This window comes from Shewanella hafniensis, assembly GCF_019655335.1.
Classification (GTDB): Bacteria; Pseudomonadota; Gammaproteobacteria; order Enterobacterales; family Shewanellaceae; genus Shewanella; species Shewanella hafniensis.
In genome coordinates this window covers 41295-60762 of the sequence record NZ_BPFD01000020.1, presented here as the reverse complement: position 1 = coordinate 60762, position 19468 = coordinate 41295, and the positions used below count along the sequence as shown (strand labels likewise).

The following is a 19468-nucleotide window of genomic DNA, read 5'->3' as shown; positions in this document are numbered from 1 at the left end:
TTGGAGGTACTCAGGCGGCCTGATTATCAAATCACGGAGAAAGAATTGCTGGCGGCCTGGGTATTATTCGCCAATCAGTTGCTCAAATATGGCTATGCTATGGCTGATTTATGAGGGGATCCTTCAGTATGCCGCGTGCGCCGGATATGCGCCATTATTTTAGATTTCCTCTTCATATACGACTCCATTATGACTTAGAGAAAACAGTTAGGTTTTATTACGGAGTGAAGTTTATATGCGAGTTATAAATAAAATCATGACCTATGTCTTACTTTTTAATAATTGGTACTTAAATTTAACTTGTTTTATCAATATTAAATTGAGTCAATCATACTTAAGTATCTTTATCTAAATTATGAAAGTAAATATTGTCAGTGTTATTTAAATAATATTTTTTGCATAAATTTTCTTATTGTTTTTTTCTAATCTTAATTAACATGCTGTGGTAATAAGCATCTCGATTTATACCGCATACCGCCCTTGCATGGTTATGCATAAATTCTCTTTACAAAATCACCTTCATGCTAAAAAATTGCAAAAATGACAGTTTTTTTCTCACATTTGAGCATTTCGGGCAGAAAGTTGCCGTTTTAGGGCAGATGTTATCTTTTAGGTTGACGTAAATTAGTCTGGTCGAAACATTAATGGGAGATAGACATGAATAAATGGTGGCTAGGGGCAAGTTTAATGTTGGGCTTATTTGGACAGGCGCATGCTATGTCGTTAACGAGCAAAGATATGAGCGAGGGCAATAAACTTACATCACAATTAGTATTTAATGGATTTGGTTGCCAAGGTGAAAACATTTCGCCGCAACTGACTTGGACTGACATACCTGTGGGGACGAAAGCGTTTGCGGTGACGGCCTATGATCCTGATGCGCCAACGGGCAGCGGTTGGTGGCACTGGGCGGTATATAACTTACCCGCAGCGCAAACATCATTGACGCAGGGCGCGGGTTCGCATGCCGATACACTGCCCAAAGGCGCTATTGCCTTGAAGAACGACTTTGGCACCACCGACTTTGGTGGCGCTTGTCCGCCCGAAGGTCATGGCGTACACAGGTATGAATTCATTGTGTGGGCATTGCCCAGCGCATTAGAGTTGCCAAAGGACGCTAGCCCTGCATTATTAGGCTTTATGCTTAGAGCACAAGCCTTAGGTAGTGCCAAGTTGACTGCGGTATATAACAGATAATCTATTGATAATTAGGCTGGTATCATGATCCGTTTGTTTGAATATGATTCGAAGCAGGCACAATCTTTATCTCAAGTACCTGTGCACCAGCCATCGATTATTCGGGTTATCCATGGGGAAAAGTCTTTACTCTGGCAAGATGAATCCGTTTTGGTAGGACAAGGTCAGTTACTGTTAATTCCTGCGGGTTCGCATATTAGCTTTGTGAATCGACCTTTTCTTGGGCGCTATAGGGCGGTGCAATTGTTGCTTCCCCACGATTTACCCCAAGGCATTTTATTGAGCACGGCCGATTGGCGCGATCCTATGCCGGTCCAAAACGTATCGCGCGCGGTGGACTTAGCTTGGAATGCGTTATTACAGAGTTTGAGCTTGTCGCTGGCTGATTCTGTTCAGCTGCATTATCTGGCTGCGTTACTGCTTAGTTTGCCGGATAAACGCAGTGTGAACTGGTTATATGGCCACACGCAACGCAGCGTGACTCAAGCGGCCTTGGCTTTAATGAGTGTGAGTCCGGCTGCGCCATGGCAGCAGGAGGAGATTGCCGACAAGTTACACATGAGCACGGCCAGCCTTAGGCGTAAATTGGCATTAGAAGACACCAGTTTCAGGCAATTATTAGTTGAAGTCCGGCTGAGCCATGGTTTGGCCATGTTGCAAAACTCGGGCGAGCCATTACTACAAGTGGCTTTAGCTTGTGGTTATCAATCGGCGGAAAAGTTTTCCTTACGTTTTAAGCAACAATTTGGCCTGACCCCAGCGGCTTATCGTCGTACACTGTGAGGAGGAATAGATTGATACTCAAACAATCTCAAGCTGCAGGAGCGATATAATGGCGGATGAACAATTTACTGACAGCGGATTTTGGAACAAGGTTAAACTCTTTAGCCGTCAGGCGGGCAGGGAAGTGATTGAGCGTGCCCTGTGGCTTTATTATGCGGCGCAGCAGCCAAATACGCCTAAATGGGCCAAGTCTGTCATCTTCGGCGCCTTGGCGTATTTTATTTCTCCCTTAGATGCGATTCCCGATCTCACACCTTTAGTGGGTTTTACCGACGATTTAGGGGCGCTTGCCGCCGCTTTGACTATGGTGACCTTATATATTGATGACGAAGTCAAATCCCTCGCGGCGGATAAACTGGCACTCTGGTTTGGCGATAAACCGACGGAACCTAAGGTTTAAGCCTAATGTGCTCGCCAAGACCTAAGTGATGCTAAATTGCGCTAAAAATATGATTTTATTAGGAGTCGTTGATTTGGTTTTACCTTAGCTTTTTTAAGGGAAAAATATTTTTTTGCAAACGTTTCACTATTGCTTGATTGCGCTATATGCTAGCGCTGTTTTGTAAACCCCTTGTGTTTGTTTAGGCAGATAAATGAAAAATATTATGGTAGTGATCCTATGGCTTTTAGGTGTCTCTGCCGCTACCTCCGCGTTTGCCGATGAAGCCTCTCCGGAACAACTCGCCCGTCTTTACCTCGATTTTATGGCGCAGAATAGTCGCCAGAGCGAAGCTCTGTGGCCGGGTTTTCGCCTCGAAGATAAAGTGCACCTCTTTAGTTATGGCGGCAACGTTTGGCTACGTCAGCCAGGCGGTGAAATCATCCAAGATAACAGCGTCTTAGAGTCGGTTAACCTACAGTCTGGCTTGTCGATTAATTTCGGCTTCCCGCAATATCAAGGCCAACCTGGGGTGTTAATCCAACTCGAGGCGCCAAACATCCAATTTAGCGCTGACACTAAGCCCACGGATTTAGCCTTTTTAATCTGGGCCAGTAATGGTCTGCATGAAGCTTTCCACTTTTATGCACAATCCGAATGGCGCGTGTTAGAGGAGGGGAGGCGTTACGAGGGCGAAGTGTTCCCGCTCAGCCTCGATGCCCGCTATTACCGTTTACAGTTATTTGATGCCTTAATGGCGGCGCTGGCACAGCCCGAACAGCAGTTATTACACTTGAGCCATGCGGCCTATTGGTTGCAGCAATGGCGTCAAATTGCGCCGAACGAGGATAGAGTCGGTTACATCAACGATCTCGTCGAGGGCAGCGCTAAGTATGTTGAATTGGCAGCTGGCGCACGTATCTTGAGCCAAAATCAAACCTTACTCGGTTATCAGCAAATATTGACCCAATATGTGCACGACTATTACCAGCAGAGAAAGATGTTGGGTGGTTGGACAGCGGAGGCGGAAAATATCGGTGCTCTGGCTGGCATATTGCTGGATAGCACTCAAGACGCTTACGTGTGGAAAGAGTCTGTTATGTCGGGCATGTTACCGCTAGATTTACTGTTAAATCGCGTTAAACCGCTGCAGCCCGTAGCAAGAAAAGGCAGTAAACAGAAGAAATTGTTACAGGAAATGCTGGCGTATTATCCAGCCACTCAAGCGAAATTGTCTCAGCTATTATTGAATGTACAGGACGTTAGGGTGCCGTTATTGGTTATGCCGAGCGTGAGCGATAGCAGTAGTTTTATTGATGTGGGTGATGTGCGTTCTGGTTTTTATGTTGTGCCGTACCAAGATGAAATGACACAAGCCTACCTAGGGATGAGCGCGCAATTTAGTAACTTGTCAGTAAGTGGCAGTCCATTACTCGATGTTCCAGTACAAAATTATTGTGAGGGCATTGAGGCGGCAACTCTGTTACCTTTGGCATTCCCCTTTCAGCGTGAGGGTCAGTATCTGGTATTCAATGAAGCAGAAGTCCATGGAACTATTAGGGTTTCTGCGAGTGTTGTTGATGGAAGAACCCTCTACTGTGCGATGAATTAATAATGAGAAAAAATCAGCTCGAATTTACCTATATGCGTGGTATTGCGATTATCTTTATCGTACTTGGCCACAGTATTTACAACTCTGGAGAAGGTTTCCCGCTGTTGCTGGAAAACCTATTGCGCGGTGGCACGGCTTTGTTTGTGTTTATCTCAGGGTACTTTTTCCATCGTATTTTTTATAAGGATTTCGACTACAGTAAGTTTATGAAGAACAAAGTACAGAACGTACTTTATCCTTTTTTAGTCGTCTCTTTGATCGGTTTATTCTGTTTGTGTTTGCGCTGGATTTTTATGGAGCACCAGTCGCTCGATAAGCTCTTGCTGAGTATTTTTTATACGGTACGTAACGGTTATATCCTGTATCCGCATTGGTATATTCCATTCATCATGGCGGTATTTTTATTCTCGCCGATATTTTTATGGTTTATCCGTTGCTCACAGCAGATGCGCTGGACGCTATTTGTACTGAGTTGTGTGGTGGCTATTCTGCTGCATAGACCCATAGGCAACGTTAATTTCATCCACTCAGTGGTGTATTTTATGCCTTTCTATTTGATTGGTATTTTATATTCACAAGATGAACATATTGTGACGCGCTTTGGATCTATCTTTACTGCCCTCGCGATGATTTTTTTAGTGGTGAGCTTAGTTGAGCAAACTTACATAGTGCAGCATATTGGTAATTACCATAAGGCACCGTTTGAATATAACGGTATCGATTGGCAGTTTATTCAAAAACTCTGTTTATGTGTGTTAGTGCTGAACTTTTGCGAATGGTTGTCGGGGCGCAGTCGATTGCCTTGGTTAGTGGAAGTGGCTGAGATGAGTTTTGCAATTTTCTTTATTCATCCGCTGTTCGACATGATGTTTAACGCCACTGCGACCTTAATGCGTTACCGTTTACCGCCGGGATCTTGGGTCACTAGCGTGCTCTTCTCTGCGGGGATTTTTATCTTCCTGATGGTGGGAAGTATTATCACGGCTCGCTTTATCAAGAAGCGTCTCGGTAACCGTTCACGTACTTACATCGGCTGGTAATCACTTGGCTTATCATCACTAACACTAGGTGAAATTCAGTTTGAATTTATTTCCTAGTGTTAGGGTGTTTTTCATCTAAAAATGGAGAACAAGATGAAATCTAAAATTGCCCTACAGAGCCTTGTGCTCACCAGTTTGTCTTCGATTGCCTTACCATCCATAGCGGCTCAAGCTGAGCCCTTATACACTGAAACGCAGCATACTTTCTTCGCGCAAATCGCCGCCCATTGTGGCCAAGCCTTTGCGGGCAAAGTAGTTTCGGGTGACACTGCGGACTCGGCCTTTAGCGGTAAGTCTTTAGTTATGCACGTGCGCGAATGCAGCGACACTGAGCTTAAGATCCCGTTCCATGTGGGTGATGACCATTCACGTACTTGGGTGCTAACTAAAACGCAGCAAGGGCTTAAGTTGAAACACGACCATCGCCATCAAGATGGCAGCGAAGATGCTGTGACTATGTATGGCGGCGATACCATGAATGACGGGACAGTGTTGAAACAATCGTTCCCCATTGATCGGGAATCTATCGATAACTTCGTTAAGAATGGGCTAATCCAGTCGATCACGAATGTGTGGCACATGGAAATCACCCCAACGACGTTTAGCTATCAACTCACGCGCGAAAACCGCGATTTCAAAGTCGATTTTGATCTCACTCAACCCGTCGCATTACCGCCAAAACCTTGGGGGCATGAGTAGTTTAGCTGAACCCATACCGTTGACAGTGTTATCCACATAGCTCTATAAAGTTGGCACCATTTTTATTGATCACTTCAGCGGTATTATTTGAATGGAGCATTCATGGCCTAGTCATTTATGCACTTTTTGGCCCTGTAGCTTAAGTCATTGCGGCTTTAAAGTTGACCATCACTTTTTAGCCGAAAACGGGCATGACTTACACACTTCAACACCTTGATAGCAAAGAGGCCTTTGGGGCCAGTTTTGACCTAATGCGTATCTTGCGGCCGCATATCACCTCTTCAGCTGTCTATGTCGCGCAATTGGCGCGTCAGGCCGAGCAAGATTACCGTTTGCTCGCAGCGTGGGACGGTGCTCACATCGTCGGCTTGGCGGGTTACCGCGAGCTGGAAAACCTGATCTACGGACGTTTCATCTACGTCGATGACCTAGTCGTGAGCCCAGACCTTCAACGCAGCGGCTTGGGAGGAAGACTGTTGGCTGCAGTGCGTGATGAGGCTGTGAAGCGTCAATGTGATCACTTTGTCTTGGATACCGGCCTGCATAAGCCCTTAGCGCAACGCTTCTATTTTCGTCAGGGGTTGCTGGCTCGTGGTATGCACTTCACTCAGAAACTTCGGGGTGAGGAACGTGCGCTGCCATGACACTCGTGATTGATCGGATGTTTGGTGGTGCATCTTTGTGAGGTAGCTTCCTTAATATTCAGGGATAGAATAGAGTAAATTCCAAGTAATCAACGCTCTATATCTTAATGGCATCTAGGTGATAGCAGTCCTAATGAGTCATCAGGACTGCTTATTACGTCAAAGTTGATTAATGCTAGGATTTATTCAGCAAAGCCAACACTAAGTGCAGATGGTGAAATTAATGCTTAAAATGTGACATTACAGTGTCGTATTTAAACTTTTATCCTTTGGCCTGTTCAATTAATATTGTTTGAGACAATATTTGAGGTAGAACAATCGGTTTGTTTACGCCTTTTTTATACCACAAATACAAAGGTACTCCAGAACGCCCATGTTGTGATAAAAACGCAGTGATCTGACTATCTCCGTTCGTCCAGTCGCCAATCATAGTCGCGACATTATGTTGTTTAAACGCTGCTTTGACTTCTTGGCGCTCAATCGATGTTTTCTCATTTACCTTGCAAGTTAAACACCAGTCGGCCGTAAAATACACAAACACATCTTGCTGCGCACCTAAGATATTGAGTTTTTCTTGGCTAAAGGCAAGCGCTTCCGCCACCTCTTTTTGTTCACCCTGTGCATGGGATTCAGCCTGTGGAACCCAATAAAGGAGTGCCAACAAAGGCAGTAACGTCAATAAGAGGCCAGGCCACCACTGGCCTTTATGCTGCGAGTGTTGCCACAAACCAGTAAGCCATAGACCAAAGGTGGATAGCATGGTTGCTGCAAGTACAGACAAGACATAATTATCATTTGATTGGCGCATCAAAATCCACACTAGGCCTAATACTGTAATAAACATAGGCAAAGAAAGGATCCGCCTTGCGGTGACCATCCAAGCCCCTGGCTTAGGTAAGCGAGTACGTAATGCCGGAATAAAACCCACCAATAGAAACGGTAATGCCATGCCAAAACCTAAGCCAGCAAAAATTACCAATGCCACCGTCGTTGGTAATACTAAGGCGGCACCTAAAGCTGTCGCCATAAAGGGCCCGGTACAAGGCGTTGCAATGAATGCCGCCAATACCCCAGTCCAGAAATCTCCCATGGGGCCTTTTTGATCTTGCAATTTAGAACCTGAGGTTAATGTCCCTATTTCGAACAAGCCCGCCAAATTAAACCCAATCGCGCTCATTAACAGGATCAATGCGGCAATTACAGCTGGACTTTGCAACTGGAATGCCCAGCCGACTTGATGCCCCAAGGCCCTAAGGCCTAAGATAGCGCCACCTAAGCAAATGCAGACCAACACCGCACCTAAGGTATAAGCAACTGAGCCTATCCTCGTCGCTTTTTCCGAGCCTTGATGTGACAGACTCAAAATCTTTAAGCTCAGGATCGGAAATACACAGGGCATGATGTTAAGTAGTAAGCCGCCTAGAATTGCGCCCACAAAAGCCGTGATGCCAATCAACCAGATGTTTTGATTGCTGGTATTATCTTCATTTATCGGCGGTACAATAAACGCGATATGGTCAGTTTTATGGGCATCAAAGCGTAATGCGGTACCATTTTCTAATACTAAAACTCCTTGAAATAAATCAGCTAATTCATCACCCACTTGCGTTTGCATACTCAGCACATCGCCTTCATGGTTCAGGATCTGCTGTGCATTGTTTACTAGGGTATTATTGATTATGGGATAGATATGGGCATTACGGCTGTCGACTGAACCGGGTAGCGGTAAAGACAGCGTCAGAGTATTGTTCTCGACTGCAAACTGCCCCTTAGCATCCAATGGTCTAGGTAGCAGCTGACGCCATTGGCTAAATTGCCGCTGATGATTCTGCTCAACCTTGCCATCCCCGACTATGAAGTCTTGCTCGATTGTCTGTTGTTCTGGCAAGCAGGTTGTTGGATTACATACTAGATAGCTGATATCGAGCTTGATAGGCAACGAAGTACCAACTGCAATGCTGCTATCAATAGTGATAGGCGCAAGCAAGGTATATTCGCCGTGATAAATGTAATTCATGATATCACTGGTCACCAGCTGACTCGGTGCCGGATATTGCACCTCTCCTATTGTCACGCCTTCGGGCAACTGCCAATCAAACCGCGTTGGAAATCCTGCATCACCGGGATTTTGCCAATAACCATGCCAGCCTTTTTGAGGTGTCATGGTGATAGCGAGCTCGTGGGTTCCAGCTGCAGGCTTGTCAGACTCCATCATCATGGAAATAGAAATTAGGCGCTGAGACTGACTTAGCTCATTGGCCATAACTTGCAACGAACATATTAGGATAATAAATCCTGTTATAAACTGAGCTAAACGTTTCATGTCACGCCTTTATTATCAAGATGAAGGGGTTATTTTAATGCTGAAATCGTGTGTAAAACGGCATCAAAATCATCATCTTGAATCGAGGATTTTAGGATAACCTTACCGTCAGCGTCGATTAAACTAATGCTTGGTACTTGGTTAACACCAAATTGCTTGAACAACTCACCATCGCGATCAAACACGATTGGCATAGTCGTGTCATAACTCTTACGATAATCCTTAAGCTCAGCAACTGATGACCATAAGTTGGTCGAAACCGTTACCCATTGCACTGTGGATGCTTGCGATTTTTTCTCCAACAGCTCACGCACCCGAGTACAGGCCTGTGACGTCTTAGGCTCTGTTGTTTCCAAATACCACTCACACCAAGGGCCAAAGAACACCGCGACCACTTTTTTACTGCTGGCGGTATTAAATTGAATATTAAGCGGCTTTTCGTCAATGGTAGAAAAAGCGAGATCAGGCACTGTATCGCCCAAGTTATAACCTGAATCTTTCGCTACAAAGGTCGGATTATGTAAAGGTTTACCTGTCGCTTTTTCAGCGACTACTCTATCCAAAGCCTGATGGAACTCTTTATCATCCTTATGACCGAAATAAGCAAATTTACCATTTTTATCAATCAATAAATGTTGAGGGGTAACACGTAAGTGGAACGCACGTGCTAGCTTGCCATCATCAATAGTAATGGGCATGGTCAAGCCCATTTTTTTACTAAATGCAGTGACAGATTTTATGTTATCGCTGATACCTGTGTTCACCGCAATGACTTGAACCTTGTCACCGTACTTTTTATAGATATCTTCAAAGCTCGGCATTTGTTCACGGCACGGGACACACCAGGTTGCCCAGAACTTAATATAAACCGGCTTCTTACCATACAAATCAGCAAGATCAATCGCCTTACCATCAATGGTTGTCATCTTCATCTGAGGGGCTGGTGTGCCAACCAAGGACTCCCCAGCTGCTTTAGCTCTTCGTTCACCCTCGGCCGAATAATCGTCGTCTGCGCCATGGGCCACTTGAGCCAAGGTAAATAAACATAACAATGCGATCAATGGTGTTTTTAACAAGGTATTAAAGCCGGTTGTCATAATAATTTTCCTATCATTTTTTACTGAAAGCGTAAGATACCTATTAGCCTGAGTGTCCCAGGGCCAAAAGGTCATGAATTAAATGGCCGTAGAGACAGTTGATTAAGTTAAGGCGGTCGCTAAATGCTCACATACTCGACGTTGAACATCTGCGATTTTTTGTTGTACTAAGTCAGTGTGATTTGCTGTGCCTTCAATCGTGAAAAATAAGACACTATTGAGACCAATGGTGGCCAAGATCGCTTTGATATAGGGGGTAAAGAAATCGGGTTGGTAGGCGGCTTCACCAGAAAGCACCCCGCCCGACGAGACTAAAACATAAACCGGCTTATCGGCCAATAATGCTTGCTTTCCGGTGGCGGTAATATTGAAGGTCTTGCCGGCTCGAACCACGTGGTCTAGCCAACTTTTAAGACAGGAAGGTACGGAGTAGTTATGCATAGGAGAAGCTATGATCACCAGGTCAGCCCTCTCAAGTGAGCGGATTAATCGATCCGAAATGACTAAGCTGCCCTTGTTAAGATCATGAGCATTGTCAGCCGCGCAGAGTGAGTTAGCATAATCACTGTCGATGTGTGGCAGTCCTGTGGCATCGAGCATATCGATATTGAGTTCATGTAAATCAGTGAGTTGGTCAATCATGGCTTGCGCCACACTATAGGTCGAGGACGCTAGCTGTTGCGGACTGCAGTTAATCACTAAAATCTTCATATTTTCTCTCTACAGATAAGCATTATCATGTTTCAGTTTTCCCCAATACGCCGATATGATACAAATACCCATGGCTCATAATAAGAGCCATAAAGTTATTTTTTTAGTGGACCATGTTCGCAGGTGTGTGTCGCTTACTACTGAGTTCTAGGAGCAGAGGAATGACTAAAGTCTTGGCCTATAAGCAAGTCTATCAACGCATTCATACTGCGATTTTGCAAGGGATACTCAAGTCCGGTGAGCGGCTCCCCTCTGCTCGTACCCTTGCCAAGGAAATGGGTGTCGCACGCGGAACGGTAGAGGAAGGTTATGCCATCTTAAAAGCAGAAGGCTACATTGAGTCTAAAGGCCAAGCTGGTACTGTGGTCAGTCGACATTTTTTCGAGCTAGCTAAGGTCCAAACCATTCAGCTAAACACTCGCCAGCCCGGTTTCCACACTGAAATAGAAACTTCTGTTGTACTTCCCTTTCAGCTAGGTATTCCAGCGTTAGATGCCTTTCCAAGGCAAGCTTGGTCAAGAATGGCGGCAAGATGCGCCCGTAACATCCAGATGGATGATCTGATTTATCCTTCTGTTTATGGTAGCCCGCAACTCAGGATAGCCATAGCGCAGTATTTACAGCTTTCCCGAGGGGTAAAATGTGAGCCCACCCAAGTGTTTATCACCTCTGGATATGTCCATTCCATTAACTGGATAGCCCATGTGCTGCTAACGCCACAAGCCAATGTCGCCGTAGAAGATCCCGGTTACCCACTGACTCGGAAAATCTTAGCGAATCAGAACCTTAATATTGTGCCAATCGTTGTCGATAAAGAAGGCATAAATTTACCGCCCAACACCCAAGCGGACGCGGTGATTGTGACCCCAGCTCACCAGAGTCCAACTTGCGTGTCCTTATCGCTCCAGCGTCGACAGGAATTACTCAGTTGGGCAGAGACTAACCAAAGTTGGATTATTGAAGATGATTATGACGGTGAGTATCGCCATACAGGTCAGCCGCTACCGGCGTTAAAAAGTTTGGACAACTTTGATAGGGTTATTTATTCAGGCACCTTCAGTAAGGTGCTTTTCCCCAGTTTGCGAATGGCTTATATAGTGGTGCCCAAAAGCAAAGTGTCAGCGTTCGAGCAATGCTCTGAACTGTATGCCGGCAATGTTTCAGGGCTTATCCAAGCTTGCGTGTTGGCTTTTATGCAGGAAGGCCATCTTTCCCGGCATATTCAACGGATGAAAAATCTATATAGAGAGCGCAGAGAATTAACCGCCAGAATCTTTAAACAAGTGTTAGGCGATAAGGTATCGATTGAACCACAACCGGGTGGAATGTATATGATGGTAAAGTTGATCGACCCCAATATTGATGATGCAGAGCTGGCCAACAAGATGATGAAGGCAGGGTTATTTGCTCAAGGGTTATCGCAATGGTCATCAAGACCCGTTCACCCAAGCTTAATTTTAAGTTTCACCAATATTAGTACTGAAGAAGAATGTCGAACCTTAGTTTCTCGCTTCAAAGATATTTTAGGGCAATGCTAATTGTACGTGAGAGAGTTATAGAAATGGCTTGATTTTATTATGGAGAAATAAACTGAAGTGGTCGCGAAAGTGGAGCTTAGTTGAAAACTATGCGTCACATAGTCGCAATGGAGCATTTGTTCTGCATTAAACAGGCTCTATAGCAAAGACATTGCTTACAAAAACAAAGGCTACCAGTTTTGTTTCGAAGTAGAAACCATTGACATTAATGCGTTAAATCGTGCCCGTGAATCACTCTAGGTGAGCCAGAGTGAATAAAAAAGCAAAAACGATATCAAATGATTACGCTCAAAGCCGCATGAAACAGCTATCCCCCAAAAGCAAGTTTCTATAGCTCATTAACATCAGTTAGCATGGACGTGGCAACGGCCATAGTTGAGATTGAGTCAACACGCGATTTATACCCTGCTATCAGCGCAACGCATAAATACTAAGACGGTATACGGAGAAATTGATATTGATGAAAGTTGAAGCTTATTTGGTTAATTCCTTTACTGCCAATGGAAGCGGAGGAAACCCTGCTGGCGTAGTGTTGAACGCCGACAATCTGTCTAACGAAGCAAAATTAGCAATAGCACAAGCCGTTGGTTATTCAGAAACTGCCTTTGTTTCTCAAGATGACGAAGTCGACTTTGAGTTGTCTTTTTTTACCATAACGGGTGAAGTTGATTTCTGTGGTCACGCAACATTAGCGGCATTTTCAACAATGCATCAAAAAGGGATGGTAGCTGAAGGGCAATATGTGCAAAGGACTAAAGCGGGTTTACTTACCGTAACTATAGAGTCTAATGGCAATATAGTGATGGAGCTGAAGTTACCTGAATACCTTGGGATGTTTAGTTACGAGGCAATATCAGAGTTAATTGGCATTGATCCGGCAGTACTAGAGTCAACTCAGTTACCTATTGAGGTTATTTCAACAGGCTTGCCTGATATTATTGTTCCAGTGCCATGTGGATATCTAGATAGAATCCAGGTGAATGAAAGTTTGCTCAGTGACTTCTGTAAAAAACATGATGTTATTGGTATTCATGCTTTTGAATTATGTGATGAAAACAGCGGGTTGACAGCGAGTTGTCGGAATTTTGCTCCTTTGTTTGGTATTCCAGAAGAGTCCGCTACGGGGAGTGCTAGTGGAGCATTAGCATGTTATCTAACCAAGCACCTTGCTGGTGAATATACGAGTCGTTTTACTTTCGAGCAGGGCAGGGCAATGGACTGTATTTCAATAATTACGGCGTCAGTTACGTCGAAGGAGCAGGATATTCTCAACGTTATGGTTGGTGGATTTGCGCATGAGGTTGGGCTGCTGGAAATCTCCGTCTAAGCAAGTATTAATATGACTAAAAACGGTGGCCTATTCTTCAGCTCGTTCATTTGGCGTTAACCATAGCTTATCTAATGATTGTTTAGCCTCTAATTGTGTCTTTGAATCTAACTAGTTGAAACCTGTCATTTATCTCTAGCAGATACCTCACTCGCTTTTGTCCAATTGTAAGTTTGCAAAGGTTTAAATCACATTCGTTGTAACATCACACTTTCCCACTTGAGTTATTTTCGGTTACTCCTATTTGTCAGGCTATGGGTACATTTTATGTCAATGTAGGGTTATATGATTTAGCTAAGTAATTGTTCCTATTGGCACTGCTATGTCATGGTTAGGGTTCTGCGACAAGTAGGTTTAAACGAGAAATGTTGAATCAGAACGTGAGATTAAATTTAACAAAAAACGGCGAGCACTGAGGCTCGCCGTTTGATTTAATCGTTTAATGACTCGTATTAGTTAGCTTTAGGTTCGAAGCTAAAGGCTTGACCCGCAAGTGCTGCTTCAAACATCAAACCGCCTTTCGCTGCGGTAAATACCGCCATGCCGTTAATGTACGAGCCACTTGCCGAGCGATTGCCACCCGATTGGCCTGCGCCTGCTGAGTTGCCTGTGGTTCCCGCTTGAGCACTCGCGCCCATGTTGATGGCAACTGCTGATGCTTGGGCATCAAACTCGAAACTGCCGCTCGTGAAGGCTTCATATGATTTCGCATCTTTAAAGAAGATGATCTCGCTGTAGGCTTGTCCACCTAATTGAAAACCGATGGATAATTGAGTCAGGCTCGAATCACCCATATAAACACCGCCTTGATAGACTCGGCCCTTGCCATAGGCTGCGCCAATGCCTATGCCGCCTTTACCCACAGTCGGGAATAACGCATAGCCATAGGCTGTGTCGAAAAACTTACTGGTTTCTTTCGCTTTTTGGAAATTGACTACCGCCTGATCATAGCTTTCATCCGCATGTGCAGTGGGCGCTGCAAATAGGCTCACGATAAGGCATGTCGATGCCGCAATGGCAGTTAAAAATGATTTCATGGTAACGCCTCTTCAAGTCTTCGGTTGCTCCAGACTAGCCTTTATCGACACAAATGACAGCCAAAAGTGACATATGTGTCAGCTTAGGTTCAGTGTTCGGCTTAATGCTTGGAGTGATATTGGTGGTGATGATTGGAGTATGGTTTCGCTAATTAGTTCTTAGGTGCTGAAGAAGCTTGGGGATTTTCTGCGTCGTCCTGCTGAATTTGATGCAAGAATTCATACTCCTCAGGAGTGAGCACATTTTCAATCGCGATTGGGCGTGGTTGTGATTGGGGTTTCGCCATGCGACCTTTTAGATAGGCAGAGCGGGTGATTTGTTTCAGGCCGTATACGGCCAACATATACATGCTCAGCAGTAAGGTGAGTCTAGGTAACGCATGGGATAGCAATGACAAGTTATCACCTAGATAGAAGGGTAAAATCACCACAAATACGCGGATCAACCAGTTCAACAACATGGCCAAGGTCAAACCTATCAGCCAACGAAATCTAATGGTACCGAGCGCCTCTTGGGTGAGTGTGACATCAGTTTGATTGCGTTTATGCCGACGAAACAGTACCCACAACGCGACAAAGTAACAACAGGTTTGTACTGATAGCAGTGCGGGCAGTATGGCGCCCCATTGGCTAATGCTAATTTCCTTCAGCATTTGGGTTAAAGGCTGCCATTCTCCATTGGGATAAGCGGTCAATCTTAGGCCGATATCTAGAATGGCGAAAACTAATGTTAATGCAGACGGCCAGTAATGTTTTGAAAATCCTAGCGGTTTATGGGTCGGAACTAAACTGCGTTTGCAATAGAGATAGAGCAAAGGCATAAGCAAAAAATAGATGGGGTTTATCAGGTTGAATAGAATATGGATCGGAATTGGACTGTTATCGCGATTCAACAAACCCGTTAAGAAGTATAGGGCGATGAGACTTAAGAAAGCGGCGAGGAGTTTTTGGTTAGTGTCGGGGTGATAAAAGTAGCGAATATAAATAGCTAACGCGAGGCAATGTACGCCTCCAAATAACGACAACCACCAGTAAGCTTGAGCGAAAAAAGTATTAAAATCGTTCATATGCGATACCTCGAGCCCTGTTATATCAGGGAAATCGGCTCGGTAAAAGTATCGCCGTTAGTTTTTCTGCTGGTTGGCTATGCGCCGATGCCGATTTGAAGCTGCTTCTGGCACAACGCTTGGAACGGGAACGCGTTCTGCGAGTAAGTGTTTGATTGCACGAATGGGATGCGGTAACAGCATCCTAGGACCGGAGAAGATCATGATCTCTTTGACGATTTGTTTCTGCGCGGGTTTGTAACAATGCACTGGGCATTTATTACAGGTAGGTTTGCTTTGTCCGTAGGGGCAGCGATCTAGGCGTGTCGCGGCATAATCCAATAACTCGATGCAATCTACACATAGACCTGTTGAATCTTGGCCTTGGTGTTTCGCTTTGCAATAAATCGCCACCATTGCGGCAATGGTCTGGTGTTCGTACAGGAGTTTACCCGTAAGTAGTGTGGCTGTGCCCATTGGAATACCTTAGCTTGTTACTCGGATATCCCATCATAGGCAGTGAAATTGGCGCTGACAAAACGAAAGCGCCAATTTATGAAGGTGCGCACAAAATAGGGCTTTAAATAATCCTTCATCCTCAATGTCGCACTTTCAAGTCAACCTTAGATATGCATCACTTTGTCGGCAGCTAATGTCCAGCGGGTTAAATCTTGCAGCGTGCCTATGTGCGCGCCTTCGATGATCATTTCCGCGGTAACGCCTCGCGCTTGAGCACAGGTCTTACAAAGCAGGATTGGCACTTGCTGCGCCGAGAGGATCTCGAACATCTGTTGTAGGTTGTAGCTTAAGTCGGGTGTGGTTTGATTTTTGAGCGCGCCAAACACGGCATCTGACATGAGGAAGAGTTTGAGATCGACCACTTGCTCGTCCTGATCCTTCAGTGCTAATGCGATGCGTAAGCTGTTAAATAGCTTTTCTGTCCCGTAAGGGCTGGCGTGAGCCACGATAAGAATACTTTGCATCAGGTTTTCCTTATATTTGTCGTAAACTGGGCGATTGGGGTGATAAGGCAACGCGGTTCCGTCAGTCTAGCGCAATTGGCTATAACTATTTGAGCGCAAGATCGTATAAAAAGGCATAAATACTTGATTTACACCGACACAATGGACTTTAATAGCGGTTAATCTCTGCTCAATTTTTAGCTAGACTCGGTTGCCATGGACACTGTCCTAATGGATTTTGGCAAACCAATTGACACGGCTTCTGACGAGAAGCAGCCATCAAAGGTGAACAAGAATGAAGATCATAGTCGTATTTATACTGATTGCTGTCGGGGTGTTTTTATTCCTTCGCGCGCAGCGATTGGCGAAAGAAGAACAAGAGGCGATGAAACCTAAATCGACCACGGTAAAACCTGTTGTTCCTACCGAAGAGGCACCTATTTCCTCCGCTGCTGAGCCTGAGCGCGTAGAGCCTGAGCCAGTTGAGCAGGCTGAGGACACTCGCGTGGTGGAAGTTGAGCCCGTCATCGAAGTTGAAGCCGAATTAATGCCCCGTGAGACGAATGAGCCAGCGAACATTTCGGTGGAACTAGACACAGATATCATCGAAGTCGATATTCCTGCGGTTCATAATGAAGAGGCGGTGATCATTTTAGGCACCACGCCAACAGATGAACAAGCTGACGTTAAGACTGAGGCAGAGTCAGCATCGAGCACGCGTTCAGAGGTCGGTGCGCCAGGGGCTTGGGCGAATGTGACCTTAGTTCGGGCCTTTGAAGAGTATCAAGGAGCGACGTCAGCCAGTGCTCGCTATACCGCGCTGCAAAATATGGTCGCAGAGTGCTACAAGCAGCGTAAATCGGCGGATTATCTTAACTATGGTGCTCAGTTAGCTGAAGAATATGTCGCACTGTTCCAAGCAGCTAGCGCCGAGCAAGGCAAAGATACTGAGCTTAAGTCTTCCGGTTTCTTGCATTTAGCCACCTTGCTAAATGATACCCAAGCCTTCGATGCCGCCATTGTCATTTGTCGTAAAGCATTAGAGCTTGGGCTGAGCGATGGCACTGTCACTGGCTTTGAGGGCCGGATCAATCGGATTGAGAAAGCACAGGCTAAAGCAACTACGGCTTAACACTTTGGTTGGGAGCGCTTAACGGGTAAACCCTTAAACGAAAAGCGGTTATTTCCCTCGTCTAAGCAGTGTAGAATCCCTGCTAACTGAATGCGCAAAAGGCGAACTAAGGTTCGCTTTTTTTATGGGCCTATTTTATGGGCTTAAGTAGGGGAAAAATGAAACTAAGCTATGCCTTACCGAATGTCTTATTCGGGCTTGGATTATTGCTACTCAGTGGCTGTACTAAAACCCCAGAATGGACCCTATTTTATTATCCCGATGTGAGTGCCATTCCGGTGACACCTTTGCAGGCCGAAGATATTAATGGTTACTACGATTCTCTAGAGCAATGCCAGAGCAAGGCTCATGGTATGCAACGCCTAAGTCGTTCTGGCGTGAGTGGTTTTGGATCTTATCAATGTGGGCACCTATGCGAGTTCGACGATAAGTCGGTGCTGGTTTGCAAGACCATGAGCCAATAGGTGGACAAGATGAAGTTTAAACAGGATTTTTTTACTCAGCTGCCTGAGTTTTACTCGCAAGTATATCCACAAGGGATAACTAAGCCTGAATGGCTGGCATGGAGTAATGACGCCGCCCAATTGATTGGCCTGAGCCAACCCACCGATGAGCTGTTATTGGGCTTATCTGGCAATGCTGCCGTCGATGGCGCGACCTACTATGCCCAAGTGTATAGCGGCCACCAATTTGGCGGTTACACGCCGCGCTTAGGGGATGGACGTTCGATCATTTTAGGTGAAGCGATTGGCCCAAATGGCGTATGGGATGTCGCCCTAAAGGGCGGTGGTCCGACGCCTTATTCGCGCCATGGTGATGGCCGCGCTGTGATGCGCTCTGCCGTGCGTGAGTTTTTAGTCTCTGAGGCGTTGCATCATTTACATGTGCCGACGACCCGCGCCTTGGCTGTGATTGGCTCAGATCTACCCGTATGGCGTGAGAGCCAAGAAACCGCAGCTATTACCGTGCGTTTAGCCCGCAGCCATATTCGTTTCGGTCATTTCGAGTTTTTCTGCCACAGTGAGCGCGGCCGCGCCGATAAACTGATCCAATTACTCAACTTCACTATTACTCAGCATTATCCCCATTTGAGTTGTGATGCCGCAGGCTATAAGGCGTGGTTTTTACAGGTAGTGCAAGATACCGCCAAGATGATTGCCCACTGGCAAGCGGTCGGTTTTGCCCATGGCGTGATGAACACGGACAATATGTCGATTCTGGGTGACAGTTTTGACTTCGGCCCCTTTGCGTTCCTCGATACGTTCCAAGAAGACTTTATCTGCAATCATTCGGATCCCGAAGGTCGTTATGCCTTTGGTCAGCAGCCGGGTGTCGGTTTGTGGAACTTGCAACGCTTAGCGCAGGCGCTCACACCTGTGATCCCATCCGATGACTTAATTGCCATTCTTAATCAATACCAAGAGGCGCTAGTGCAGCCTTATTTGCGTTTGATGCGGGCAAAACTAGGTCTATCAGCAGTTGATGTTTCGTCGGTAGAGCAGGACAAACAGGATCTCGAACTCATAGGTCGATTTACTGTGCTGATGGAGAAAAATCAACTCGATTACACTCAAACTTGGCGTCAATTAGGTAAGTTAGATCCGACCAGCAAACACAGTGCGCTGCGGGATGACTTTATCGATGTCAGCCAGTTTGATGCTTGGTATCAAGCCTATCAACAGCGATTGGGCGCGGTGGCTGATATCCCTGCGTGGCAAACTGAGCGCAATAGTGTGAATCCCAAATATATTTTGCGTAACTATTTAGCCCAAGAGGCGATAATCGCGGTAGAAGAGGGTAATCTTGCGCCGCTGCATTTGCTGCAAAAAATCTTAACTCAGCCCTTTGCTGAACACGCAGAACATGAAGACTTGGCCAAGCGTCCACCGGACTGGGGCCAAGGTTTGATCATGTCATGTAGTAGTTGATTGGATAACAAGC

Annotated in this window: 19 protein-coding genes; 12 read left to right on the top strand and 7 right to left on the bottom strand. The window is 45.6% G+C overall.

Annotated elements, in window-relative coordinates; translation table 11 throughout:
• The first annotated feature begins 657 nt into the window (after window positions 1-657).
• From K5Q99_RS08440 to K5Q99_RS08410, 7 genes are all read left to right on the top strand, one after another.
• The gene (locus K5Q99_RS08440; protein WP_220776600.1) at window positions 658-1197 is read left to right on the top strand and encodes a YbhB/YbcL family Raf kinase inhibitor-like protein; all 540 of its coding nucleotides are present in this window, start codon (window positions 658-660) and stop codon (window positions 1195-1197) included.
• Window positions 1198-1221: 24 nt separating this feature from the next.
• Window positions 1222-1980: a helix-turn-helix transcriptional regulator gene (locus K5Q99_RS08435; RefSeq protein ID WP_220776599.1), complete on the top strand. Its 759-nt coding sequence runs from the start codon at window positions 1222-1224 to the stop codon at window positions 1978-1980.
• Window positions 1981-2029: 49 nt separating this feature from the next.
• Window positions 2030-2380 (top strand): YkvA family protein, encoded by a 351-nt coding sequence (locus K5Q99_RS08430; protein WP_006083509.1) that lies wholly within the window; start codon window positions 2030-2032, stop codon window positions 2378-2380.
• Between the two features lie 193 nt (window positions 2381-2573).
• The gene (locus tag K5Q99_RS08425) at window positions 2574-3971 is read left to right on the top strand and encodes a hypothetical protein (RefSeq protein WP_220776598.1); all 1398 of its coding nucleotides are present in this window, start codon (window positions 2574-2576) and stop codon (window positions 3969-3971) included.
• A 2-nt stretch (window positions 3972-3973) separates the two neighbouring features.
• Complete coding sequence (locus tag K5Q99_RS08420) at window positions 3974-5011, top strand: acyltransferase family protein (protein WP_220591351.1); 1038 nt, start codon at window positions 3974-3976, stop codon at window positions 5009-5011.
• A 93-nt stretch (window positions 5012-5104) separates the two neighbouring features.
• Window positions 5105-5710, top strand: coding sequence for a hypothetical protein (locus tag K5Q99_RS08415; protein ID WP_220776597.1), 606 nt, complete (start codon window positions 5105-5107; stop codon window positions 5708-5710).
• 191 nt (window positions 5711-5901) lie between these two features.
• Window positions 5902-6354, top strand: a complete 453-nt coding sequence (locus tag K5Q99_RS08410) for a GNAT family N-acetyltransferase (RefSeq protein ID WP_220776596.1) — start codon at window positions 5902-5904, stop codon at window positions 6352-6354.
• A gap of 262 nt (window positions 6355-6616) precedes the next feature.
• Here the strand turns inward: K5Q99_RS08410 and K5Q99_RS08405 are convergent, their stop codons facing one another.
• The 3 genes from K5Q99_RS08405 to K5Q99_RS08395 all read right to left on the bottom strand — a co-directional run bounded on the left by K5Q99_RS08405 (window position 6617) and on the right by K5Q99_RS08395 (window position 10485).
• Complete coding sequence (locus tag K5Q99_RS08405; RefSeq protein WP_220776595.1) at window positions 6617-8677, bottom strand: protein-disulfide reductase DsbD family protein; 2061 nt, start codon at window positions 8675-8677, stop codon at window positions 6617-6619.
• Window positions 8678-8706: 29 nt separating this feature from the next.
• Window positions 8707-9774, bottom strand: coding sequence for a TlpA family protein disulfide reductase (locus K5Q99_RS08400; RefSeq protein ID WP_220776594.1), 1068 nt, complete (start codon window positions 9772-9774; stop codon window positions 8707-8709).
• Between the two features lie 102 nt (window positions 9775-9876).
• Entirely contained in the window at window positions 9877-10485 is a 609-nt protein-coding gene (locus tag K5Q99_RS08395; protein ID WP_220776593.1) for an FMN-dependent NADH-azoreductase, read from the bottom strand.
• 161 nt (window positions 10486-10646) lie between these two features.
• Here K5Q99_RS08395 and pdxR point away from each other — a divergent pair, with 161 nt between their 5' ends.
• Both pdxR and K5Q99_RS08385 read left to right on the top strand, forming a co-directional pair.
• Window positions 10647-12023 carry a MocR-like pyridoxine biosynthesis transcription factor PdxR gene (gene pdxR / locus K5Q99_RS08390; protein WP_220776592.1) on the top strand — a complete coding sequence of 459 codons (1377 nt, stop codon included), beginning with the start codon at window positions 10647-10649 and terminating at the stop codon, window positions 12021-12023.
• A 460-nt stretch (window positions 12024-12483) separates the two neighbouring features.
• Window positions 12484-13350 carry a PhzF family phenazine biosynthesis protein gene (locus K5Q99_RS08385; RefSeq protein WP_220776591.1) on the top strand — a complete coding sequence of 289 codons (867 nt, stop codon included), beginning with the start codon at window positions 12484-12486 and terminating at the stop codon, window positions 13348-13350.
• A 452-nt stretch (window positions 13351-13802) separates the two neighbouring features.
• Here the strand turns inward: K5Q99_RS08385 and K5Q99_RS08380 are convergent, their stop codons facing one another.
• The 4 genes from K5Q99_RS08380 to K5Q99_RS08365 all read right to left on the bottom strand — a co-directional run bounded on the left by K5Q99_RS08380 (window position 13803) and on the right by K5Q99_RS08365 (window position 16416).
• The gene (locus tag K5Q99_RS08380) at window positions 13803-14387 is read right to left on the bottom strand and encodes a YSC84-related protein (RefSeq protein WP_006083498.1); all 585 of its coding nucleotides are present in this window, start codon (window positions 14385-14387) and stop codon (window positions 13803-13805) included.
• Window positions 14388-14539: 152 nt separating this feature from the next.
• Window positions 14540-15454 (bottom strand): hypothetical protein, encoded by a 915-nt coding sequence (locus K5Q99_RS08375; RefSeq protein ID WP_220776590.1) that lies wholly within the window; start codon window positions 15452-15454, stop codon window positions 14540-14542.
• A gap of 57 nt (window positions 15455-15511) precedes the next feature.
• Complete coding sequence (locus tag K5Q99_RS08370; RefSeq protein WP_220776589.1) at window positions 15512-15910, bottom strand: nitrous oxide-stimulated promoter family protein; 399 nt, start codon at window positions 15908-15910, stop codon at window positions 15512-15514.
• Window positions 15911-16056: 146 nt separating this feature from the next.
• Entirely contained in the window at window positions 16057-16416 is a 360-nt protein-coding gene (locus tag K5Q99_RS08365; protein WP_006084469.1) for a DsrE/DsrF/TusD sulfur relay family protein, read from the bottom strand.
• Window positions 16417-16690: 274 nt separating this feature from the next.
• Here K5Q99_RS08365 and K5Q99_RS08360 point away from each other — a divergent pair, with 274 nt between their 5' ends.
• From K5Q99_RS08360 to K5Q99_RS08350, 3 genes are all read left to right on the top strand, one after another.
• Window positions 16691-17527, top strand: a complete 837-nt coding sequence (locus K5Q99_RS08360) for a hypothetical protein (RefSeq protein WP_220776588.1) — start codon at window positions 16691-16693, stop codon at window positions 17525-17527.
• A 158-nt stretch (window positions 17528-17685) separates the two neighbouring features.
• Complete coding sequence (locus K5Q99_RS08355) at window positions 17686-17991, top strand: hypothetical protein (protein WP_220776587.1); 306 nt, start codon at window positions 17686-17688, stop codon at window positions 17989-17991.
• Between the two features lie 9 nt (window positions 17992-18000).
• A complete protein-coding gene (locus K5Q99_RS08350) occupies window positions 18001-19455 on the top strand; it encodes a protein adenylyltransferase SelO (protein ID WP_220776586.1) in 1455 nt (484 codons plus the stop codon).
• Window positions 19456-19468: the final 13 nt, after the last annotated feature.

Excerpts from the sequence above, each read along its gene's own strand:
- K5Q99_RS08440 (WP_220776600.1), top strand. The coding sequence starts at position 658 with ATGAATAAATGGTGGCTAGGGGCAAGTTTAATGTTGGGCTTATTTGGA.
- K5Q99_RS08435 (WP_220776599.1), top strand. The coding sequence starts at position 1,222 with ATGATCCGTTTGTTTGAATATGATTCGAAGCAGGCACAATCTTTATCT.
- K5Q99_RS08430 (WP_006083509.1), top strand. The coding sequence starts at position 2,030 with ATGGCGGATGAACAATTTACTGACAGCGGATTTTGGAACAAGGTTAAA.
- K5Q99_RS08425 (WP_220776598.1), top strand. The coding sequence starts at position 2,574 with ATGAAAAATATTATGGTAGTGATCCTATGGCTTTTAGGTGTCTCTGCC.
- K5Q99_RS08420 (WP_220591351.1), top strand. The coding sequence starts at position 3,974 with ATGAGAAAAAATCAGCTCGAATTTACCTATATGCGTGGTATTGCGATT.
- K5Q99_RS08415 (WP_220776597.1), top strand. The coding sequence starts at position 5,105 with ATGAAATCTAAAATTGCCCTACAGAGCCTTGTGCTCACCAGTTTGTCT.
- K5Q99_RS08410 (WP_220776596.1), top strand. The coding sequence starts at position 5,902 with ATGACTTACACACTTCAACACCTTGATAGCAAAGAGGCCTTTGGGGCC.
- K5Q99_RS08405 (WP_220776595.1), bottom strand. The coding sequence starts at position 8,677 with ATGAAACGTTTAGCTCAGTTTATAACAGGATTTATTATCCTAATATGT.
- K5Q99_RS08400 (WP_220776594.1), bottom strand. The coding sequence starts at position 9,774 with ATGACAACCGGCTTTAATACCTTGTTAAAAACACCATTGATCGCATTG.
- K5Q99_RS08395 (WP_220776593.1), bottom strand. The coding sequence starts at position 10,485 with ATGAAGATTTTAGTGATTAACTGCAGTCCGCAACAGCTAGCGTCCTCG.
- pdxR (WP_220776592.1), top strand. The coding sequence starts at position 10,647 with ATGACTAAAGTCTTGGCCTATAAGCAAGTCTATCAACGCATTCATACT.
- K5Q99_RS08385 (WP_220776591.1), top strand. The coding sequence starts at position 12,484 with ATGAAAGTTGAAGCTTATTTGGTTAATTCCTTTACTGCCAATGGAAGC.
- K5Q99_RS08380 (WP_006083498.1), bottom strand. The coding sequence starts at position 14,387 with ATGAAATCATTTTTAACTGCCATTGCGGCATCGACATGCCTTATCGTG.
- K5Q99_RS08375 (WP_220776590.1), bottom strand. The coding sequence starts at position 15,454 with ATGAACGATTTTAATACTTTTTTCGCTCAAGCTTACTGGTGGTTGTCG.
- K5Q99_RS08370 (WP_220776589.1), bottom strand. The coding sequence starts at position 15,910 with ATGGGCACAGCCACACTACTTACGGGTAAACTCCTGTACGAACACCAG.
- K5Q99_RS08365 (WP_006084469.1), bottom strand. The coding sequence starts at position 16,416 with ATGCAAAGTATTCTTATCGTGGCTCACGCCAGCCCTTACGGGACAGAA.
- K5Q99_RS08360 (WP_220776588.1), top strand. The coding sequence starts at position 16,691 with ATGAAGATCATAGTCGTATTTATACTGATTGCTGTCGGGGTGTTTTTA.
- K5Q99_RS08355 (WP_220776587.1), top strand. The coding sequence starts at position 17,686 with ATGAAACTAAGCTATGCCTTACCGAATGTCTTATTCGGGCTTGGATTA.
- K5Q99_RS08350 (WP_220776586.1), top strand. The coding sequence starts at position 18,001 with ATGAAGTTTAAACAGGATTTTTTTACTCAGCTGCCTGAGTTTTACTCG.